The sequence below is a fragment of the Streptomyces clavuligerus genome, from assembly GCF_005519465.1.
GTDB classification, from domain to species: Bacteria; Actinomycetota; Actinomycetes; order Streptomycetales; family Streptomycetaceae; genus Streptomyces; species Streptomyces clavuligerus.
This window is the reverse complement of record NZ_CP027858.1, coordinates 1,176,533-1,183,752: the sequence shown is the minus strand read 5'-3', so window position 1 is coordinate 1,183,752 and position 7,220 is coordinate 1,176,533. Positions and strand designations below refer to the sequence as shown.

General features: G+C 72.2%; 7 protein-coding genes. 3 read left to right on the top strand and 4 right to left on the bottom strand.

Annotation, left to right across the window (positions count from 1 at the left end; translation table 11 throughout):
* Positions 1 to 8: 8 nt before the first annotated feature.
* The 4 genes from CRV15_RS04775 to CRV15_RS04760 all read right to left on the bottom strand — a co-directional run bounded on the left by CRV15_RS04775 (position 9) and on the right by CRV15_RS04760 (position 3,854).
* The gene (locus CRV15_RS04775) at positions 9 to 236 is read right to left on the bottom strand and encodes an MbtH family protein (RefSeq protein WP_044955797.1); all 228 of its coding nucleotides are present in this window, start codon (positions 234 to 236) and stop codon (positions 9 to 11) included.
* A 417-nt stretch (positions 237 to 653) separates the two neighbouring features.
* The gene (locus tag CRV15_RS04770; protein WP_003962147.1) at positions 654 to 1,598 is read right to left on the bottom strand and encodes a TauD/TfdA family dioxygenase; all 945 of its coding nucleotides are present in this window, start codon (positions 1,596 to 1,598) and stop codon (positions 654 to 656) included.
* Positions 1,599 to 1,718: 120 nt separating this feature from the next.
* A complete protein-coding gene (locus tag CRV15_RS04765) occupies positions 1,719 to 2,654 on the bottom strand; it encodes a TauD/TfdA family dioxygenase (protein WP_009997773.1) in 936 nt (311 codons plus the stop codon).
* A 162-nt stretch (positions 2,655 to 2,816) separates the two neighbouring features.
* Positions 2,817 to 3,854, bottom strand: coding sequence for an AraC family transcriptional regulator (locus CRV15_RS04760; protein ID WP_003962148.1), 1,038 nt, complete (start codon positions 3,852 to 3,854; stop codon positions 2,817 to 2,819).
* Positions 3,855 to 4,167: 313 nt separating this feature from the next.
* Here CRV15_RS04760 and CRV15_RS04755 point away from each other — a divergent pair, with 313 nt between their 5' ends.
* The 3 genes from CRV15_RS04755 to CRV15_RS04745 all read left to right on the top strand — a co-directional run bounded on the left by CRV15_RS04755 (position 4,168) and on the right by CRV15_RS04745 (position 7,149).
* Positions 4,168 to 4,515, top strand: coding sequence for a hypothetical protein (locus tag CRV15_RS04755; RefSeq protein WP_003957327.1), 348 nt, complete (start codon positions 4,168 to 4,170; stop codon positions 4,513 to 4,515).
* Positions 4,516 to 4,520: 5 nt separating this feature from the next.
* Positions 4,521 to 5,840: a polyprenyl synthetase family protein gene (locus CRV15_RS04750; RefSeq protein ID WP_003957329.1), complete on the top strand. Its 1,320-nt coding sequence runs from the start codon at positions 4,521 to 4,523 to the stop codon at positions 5,838 to 5,840.
* A 94-nt stretch (positions 5,841 to 5,934) separates the two neighbouring features.
* The gene (locus CRV15_RS04745; RefSeq protein ID WP_003957330.1) at positions 5,935 to 7,149 is read left to right on the top strand and encodes an oxygenase MpaB family protein; all 1,215 of its coding nucleotides are present in this window, start codon (positions 5,935 to 5,937) and stop codon (positions 7,147 to 7,149) included.
* Positions 7,150 to 7,220: the final 71 nt, after the last annotated feature.

The window sequence follows — 7,220 nt, the reverse complement described above, 5'->3', positions numbered from 1 at the left end:
GAGGGAGGTCAGGCGGCTGCCTGCTCCTCCATGCGACGGCGCAGGCTGGCCGGGCGCATATCGGTCCACACCTGGTCGATGTGGGCCAGGCACTCCTCGCGGGTGCCCGAGGTGCCCTCCTCGCGCCATCCGGCGGGGAGGTCGCGGTCGGTCCACCAGATCGAGTACTGCTCCTCGTCGTTGAGGACGACGCGGTAGGTCTCGACGGGCTGCTGCTCGCTCACTGCGTTCTCCATGGGTGGGTGCGCCGCCCGGTCGGGCGACGGCGACGGGTGATGGGTGATGAGTGATGGGTGACGAGGGTGGTGACGGGCGGGCGGTGCCGACGGCGGGTGCCGCGCGTCCGGCCGGTCCGCCCGTGACCTGACCACGGGCGGAACGGGTGGGACGGTCCGGTCCGGTCCGGGACGGGCGCGCGACCGTGTGCGCGTCAGCCTGTGCCCTCCGGCCATCAGGGAGCTATGAGCGGCCTATACGCCGCTGAACGGCCTCGGCCGCGCGGTACTCCGCGCACCGGCCCGGCTGCCGGGCCGGTGCCTTCGCGGAGCGGCATACCGCAACGCGGTGCACTGGAACGCGGAGTACGGGATCGCGACGTACCGGAATGCGGCGTACGGGATCGCGGCGTACCGGAACGTGGGGACAGCCGGTGCTCAGTCGGTCATGGCCACGAGCACCCGCCGTGAGCCGGTGAAGGCCCGGCGGCCGTGCGCGACCAGGATGTTGTCGATGAGCAGGAGATCGCCCACGCGCCAGTCGACGTCCACCGCGTTCTCCAGACCCCGGTCGCGCACCTGGACCACATACGCGTCCGGGATGGGCGATCCATCGGCGAACGTGACCGACTGCGGCAGCTCCTCCGGCGGCATGATCTGCGCCAGCGCCTTCGCGGTCTCGTCCCCGAGGGCCGCCGGGTGCCACTGGTCGGACTGGTTGAACCAGACCTCCGTACCGGTGTCCGGGTGCCGCAGGGTGGCGGGCCGTACCGTGCTGACGCGGAGCGTGCCGTCGGGGAACCAGGTCCACTCGGCCCCGGACCCGCCGAGGTAGGCGTTGACCTCCTCGCGGTCCTCGGTCTCGAACGTGGCCTGCCAGCTCTTGCCCAGCCCCCTGCCGCCGTGCAGATTCTGGGTGTAGCGGACGCCCCCCGCGAAGGCGTCCCGCACCTCGTCGTCGAGGGACTCCAGCCAGAGCGCGCTGTCCACCAGCGGAGTGGCGCCGCCCGTCTCGGCCGCGATCTCACAGAAGAACGCGAGCCGGGTGGGCCACTTCGCCGCGTAGGAAAGCTCGTTGTGCATCGAGATGACGTACTCGGCGGGGTACTCGGTGGAGGTGTAGACGTTGGAGCCGACCTTGGTCCGCGGAGAGTTGCCGTTGACGTAGGCGAGCCGACGCGGAAGCAGCCGGTCGAGCACCGGGTCCAGCCCGGCGCCCTCCAGGCCGAAACCCCGGAACACCAGGGCCTTCTTCCGGGTGAGCAGCTCCCTGAGGTCGCTGTCCGGCCGGTCGAGATGGCGGAGGAGCCCCTCGGCGCCGGCATCGACTCCCACGTCCCCCGGTGTGATCTCCCACGGGGTCCATGACCTGTGATCGGTCATCGGTGAAGTTCCCTTTCCAATCGGTACATCGGCTTCGCGCGACCCGGGAACGGGCAGGCGCGGCGGGGCGGACGGAGCGGGCGGAGCGGGCGGAGCGGGCGGAGCGGGGCGGCCATACCGTCAGGCCGTGCGCGCGCCCATGCCCACGACCACCCGTCGGGGGCCGGTGAACGGGTCCCTGGCATGCGACATCAGGGCGTTGTCGATGATCATCACATCGCCGGTGCCCCAGGGGTGCCGGTAGGCGACCTCCTCGTACGCGGCGCGCAGGGCGGCGATGTCCTCCGGGCCGATCTCCGAGCCGTCCGCGAAGAAGGTGTCGTTGGGACGCAGCTCCGGCTCGACGGCGAGCAGCGCCTCGTGCACCTCCGCGGGCTCGGTGCCCCGCACATTCAGATTCAGCGCGCTGTTGCACCACGTCCGCTCGCCCGACACCGGGTGGGTCCGCACGGCGGGCGCGTCCTGCCAGGTGTGCAGCCCCTTGTCGCTCCAGCGGGCACCGACACCGTTCGCCGCGCAGTACGCGTCCACCTCGGCACGGGAATCCGTACCGAACGCGCTCGGCCAGGGGACCCCCAGGCCGCAGAAGTTGCGCACATAGCGCACTCCGCCCGCGAACCGGTCCACGACCTCGTCCGGAAGGGCCCGCAGCATGGCCCGGCCGTCGGCGATGGGGGTGCTGCCCCCCGTCTCCGGCGCGTTCAGACAGGCGAACACCAGGCACTCCGGCATCGCGCGGCGGTAGGAGAACTCATTGTGGAACTGGATCGGGAACGGTGCCGGATACTCCGTCGAGGTGAACACCTTCGCGCTCAGCGCGGTCCGGGGCGAGGACTCCTCCCCGAACTCCGTGTCCGGACGGACCAGGAGGGACACCGCGTGGTCGAAGTCCCCGACGCTCCCCACCCCGGCGTTCCGGAAGATCACCGCCCCGTGCTCGACCAGGGAGTCGACCCAGCCGGGCGCGGCGGCCACCCAGGCGTCCAGGCTGCCCGCGCCGTCCAAGTCGATGACCATGGGCATGGTGGAAGTGCGCTCGTCGCGCTCGTTCGTCATTCGTGATTCCCCTGACCGGCTGGGTCGTGTCCTGAGCGGACCGCCCGGTCCGGAGCACACAGGCCCGGACCGTCGGCGACGCACCGCCATGCTCCAGCCGCGCCTTATGCCTCCTCTATATTTCCCGGCCGGGCCCCTGGGGACGGGGCTGGTCCGGACCGCTCACCGCCCGCCCGGCGGCGTCCGCTCCCCGGTCGGCCCCGGCTCGTCCGTCCCGTTCCCCGGTCGGCCCGGCTCGCCCGTCCCGTCCCTCCCGTTCCGCCACTCCCGGGGAGTCACCCCGTACGCGGCGCGGAATCTGCGGCTGAAATGGCTGGGGCTGAGGAAACCGCAGCGGGCGGCGACCGACGCGATGGGCAGATGGCGGTGGACGTCGGAGACGAGCATCCGCCGGGCGAGGGAGAGCCGTTCGGTGATGATCCACTGTTCGAGGCCGATGCCCGCGCGGCCGAGGACCCCGTACAGATGGCGCAGCGACACGGCGTGCTCGGCCGCGATCCGCGCCGGGGTCAGCGCGGGATCGGTGAGACGGGTCCGCACGGCGGACATCACCCGGGTGACCAGGGTGTCGTCCATCACGGCCCGGACCGGAGGCGTCCGTTCGTCGTGGACGGCGGACAGCAGCAGGGAGCGGACCAGCTCCGTGGTGGCGTTCGCGAGGGCGGCGGCGCCGGGGTCCTCTTCGAGCGGTCCGGGGTCCCGGAAGAGGTCGCGCAGATGGCGCAGGACCAGATCGTGCAACGGGCTGGCGCGCAGCCGGAGCGACGCCTTCAGCACCGCCTCGACCGGCAGGCCGAGCCGGTCCACGTCGAAGAGGACCGCCTGACTGGCGCCCGTGCCGGACCATCCATACACCCGGGGGGTCAACTCGTGGAACACACACAGGTCGTCCGGGCCGAGCAGCCACCGTTCACCGCCGGCCTCGGCCCGGCCGACACCGGCGGTCTGCATCGACACGGAGACCACCGGCTGGCTCCGGTGCCGGCGCACATGCTCGGCGGTGCGGTGCACGGCGAATCCGGAGTTGTGGGTGGAGAAGCAGGTCACCGTGCCGATCCGCCAGCTCTCCATACGGGCGCGGAGGTCCGGCCCCGATCCCTCGTGGACGATGTCGTTGGGGACCGACTCATGGGTCAGCGCGTGTCGGAAGGCCGCTGCCCGCTCACGCGGATCGACGGCGTCAAGGTCCAGCAATAACACGGACTTCCCTTCTTCGGGTTCTCCGGTTTCCTTCGGTTTCCCCGGTTTCCTTCGTTTTCCCCGTTTTCCCCGGGTTCTGCCGGTTTCCCCGGTTCTTCCGGGCGGGAGTCCAGTGTGTCCCAGCGGTGGCCTCCGGGGGTGAGGTCCGGGGTCCGCGCGGCGGGGGAGCGCAGGCCACATCCTCTAGCAGAGGGCTCGGCGAACCGGTGGGCGGAGTGCGGTAGGAACATTCGATCGGATGACTTTCCGCATGGCGTCGCGACCATGGGGGCAGGCCCGACCAGGAATACAACCGACCCTGGATCGGGGAGAGATGGCACAGGGACATGAGGCCGGACCGGATGCGAACCGGCGTTCGGACGAGGCGGTCCTGCTGGTGGCGGGGGCCGTGGACATGGCGCTGGAGCAGGCCGAGGGGGCGCTGCGCCGGGTCCGCGCCCTGTTGAGCCGGTCCGACCTGGGGGATCTGGCGGCCGACGTACGGCGGGACCTCGTGGCCCGGGGCCGTAACAGCGGTCTGCAACCGGCGCGTGTCGCCTCGTCGGAACCGCATATGGAGCTGGTGGCGCGGCGGGTCCGGGAACGGGAACAGGAACGCGCCCGTGCCCGGCAGGGCGGCGCCGGGACGCCGGTCACCGAGCCCGGGCAGCCGGACCGATGACAGCGATGACGGCGGAGCCGGGTACTCCGCTTTCCGCGGCCGGGCCCGGTACGGCGCCCGCGCCGGACACTCCGCCCGCGGCGGCCGGGCCCGGTACGGCGAAGACACCGCGCGCGGCGGCGACCGGGCCCTTCACCCCCGCGAGACCGGGGCCGGGGCCGGGTCCGGGGCCCGGACGGCGGACGCCGCCGCCCGGTCACGGCCCCGCCACCGCCGCCCCCTCGGCCCTCGACACGCTCAAGGTCCGGGTGGACCGCGCGCTGGCGACCTTCGCCCGCGACGAGACCGCGCTGCTGGAGGCGGTGGACCCCGAGCTGGGGCCCGTCGGCGAACAGCTCCGGGCGGTCGTCGCCCGGGGCAAGAGACTGCGGGCGGCCTTCTGCTACTGGGGCTGGCGCGCGGCGGGACGGGACGACACCGACGACATCGTCCGGGCCGCCGCCGCCATGGAGCTGGTGCACGCCGCCGCGGTCGTCCACGACGACCTCATCGACCACAGCGCGGTGCGCCACGGCTCGCCCACCGCCCACCGGGCCCTCGTACCGCCCGGCCGGGCGGTAGGTGACGACGCCGCACGGAGCGCCGCCGGACGGGCCCTGGCCCTGCTCGCCGGGGATCTGCTGATCTCCTGGTCGGGACAGCTCTTCACCGAGTGCGGGCTGCCGGGCGCGTATCTCAACCGGGCCCGCCCCCTGTGGGCCACACTCGCCCGGGAGCTGATCGCGGGGGAGTGCCTGGAGGTCCTGCGCACCGGCCCGAGCGTGCTGGACGGCCCGGAAGGCCCGGACGGACGGACCCCGGTGGGTGCCGACAGCTCCCTCCAGATCGTCCGGTACAAGACGGCGAAGTACACCGTGGAGCACCCGCTGCACATCGGCGCCCTGCTGGGCGGCGCGCCGCCCGCGCTGCTCGACACGTTCACCGCCTACGGAGTTCCGCTCGGCGAGGCGTTCCAGCTCCGGGACGATCTGCTGGGCGTCTTCGGGGAGCCGGACACCACCGGCAAGTCCAACCTCGACGACATCACCGGGGCCAAGCCGACCGTCCTGCTGGCGCTGATGCGGCAGCGGGCGAGCGACGCCGAACGGCAGGAGCTGCGCGCCCTGCTGGACCCGCGACCGGACGCCGTGCCCGGGCGGCTCGCCCGGTTCCGCGAGATCGCCGTGCGGACCGGCGCCCGGGAGGAGGTCGAACGGCTGATCGCCACCCGCGCGGAGACGGCGGCCCGGGCGGTGGACACGGCACACCGGACGGGCCTGCTGCCGGCGCACGCCGCCGAGGCCCTGCACACACTCGCCCGCCGCTCCCTGGCCCGTTCCCACTGACCCCGTCCGAGCCCTCGCGTCCCCTCCCGTCCCCTCCCGTTCCGTCGCATCCCGTCCCGTCCCGCCCTGTCCCGTCCGAGAGGAAGCACAGCCCATGACCACCACCGGAGCCGACCCGACGGCCGGGCCCGCGCCCGCCGCCCCCGTCTACACGGAGGAAACCCTCGACTCCCTGCGGGAGGTCGGCGACGAACTGGCGGACGCCACGGTCGCGGAGCTGTTCGCCCGCGGGGAGATGGGGAAGTTCAACACCCTGATGCGGTGGTTCTCGACCGCCGGACAGGACCTCCCCGACGGGCTGCCGGACGTCGCCCGTGAATACCTCGAAGCCACGTCGATGCCGCCGTCCTGGGTGGACTGGGGCGAGATGGAGCGGGCCCGGCTCTTCTTCATCGACAACAATGTGCACATCTCGACCGCGCTGTCCTTCGCCTCCATGCCCGCCTGCTATGTCATTCCGCATGTCGCGAAGCTGCTCGCCGCGACCCACGCGCTGGACTACCCCTCCCGGCGGATGGCGGAGACCGGCCAGTTCACCGTCTACCTCATGCGCCCGGACGCCTTCGAGACGGGAAGCCGCTTCATCCCCGCCGCCCAGAAGGTACGGCTGCTGCACGCCTCGATCCGCCACCATCTGCGGCAGGAGAACCGCTGGGACGTCGCGAACCTGGGCACGCCGATCTGCCAGGAAGACATGATCGGCGGGCAGGTGGCGTTCTCCCTCATGGTCCTCGACGCGATGCACCGCCTCGGCATCCATATGTCCAACGAGGGCGCCGACGCCTTCTACTACGCCTGGCGGGTCGTCGGCGCGATGCTCGGCTGCTCCCTCGACCACATGCCCAAGGACCTGGAGGAGGCCCGGCTCTTCTCCGACCTCTACCTCAGCCGCCACATGGGCCCCTCCGAGGAGGGCGTCCGCCTCACCCGCCAGCTCATCGACCTGTACGAGGAGGTCGTCCCCGGCACCGTCTTCGACCCGGTCGTCCCGGCGATGATCCGCTACCTCATCGGCGACACCGCGGCCGACTGGCTCGACGTCCCCCGCTCCCCCCTCTGGGACTCCGCCATCCGCACCGCCCCAGCCTTCCTCGGCGTCCTGGAGACCCTGGAGGACAACTCCCCCTTCGCCGCCTGGGCCCTCGACCGCCTCGGCCACTTCACCAGCGTCTTCGAACTCAGCGCGCTGACCCGTGGCCGCGTCATGCAGTACGCCATCCCGGAACAGCTCAAGAACGAGTACGGCGTCACCTCCGCCAAACCCCGCCTCGACCGCTGGGCTCCTCCGCCGCTGACCCCGACCCTCTGACGCTGCCTCTCTGACCTGCCTCTCCGGCCTTCCGACCTCTCTGACAGCGACCCGCTGACGGCCGGACGGGG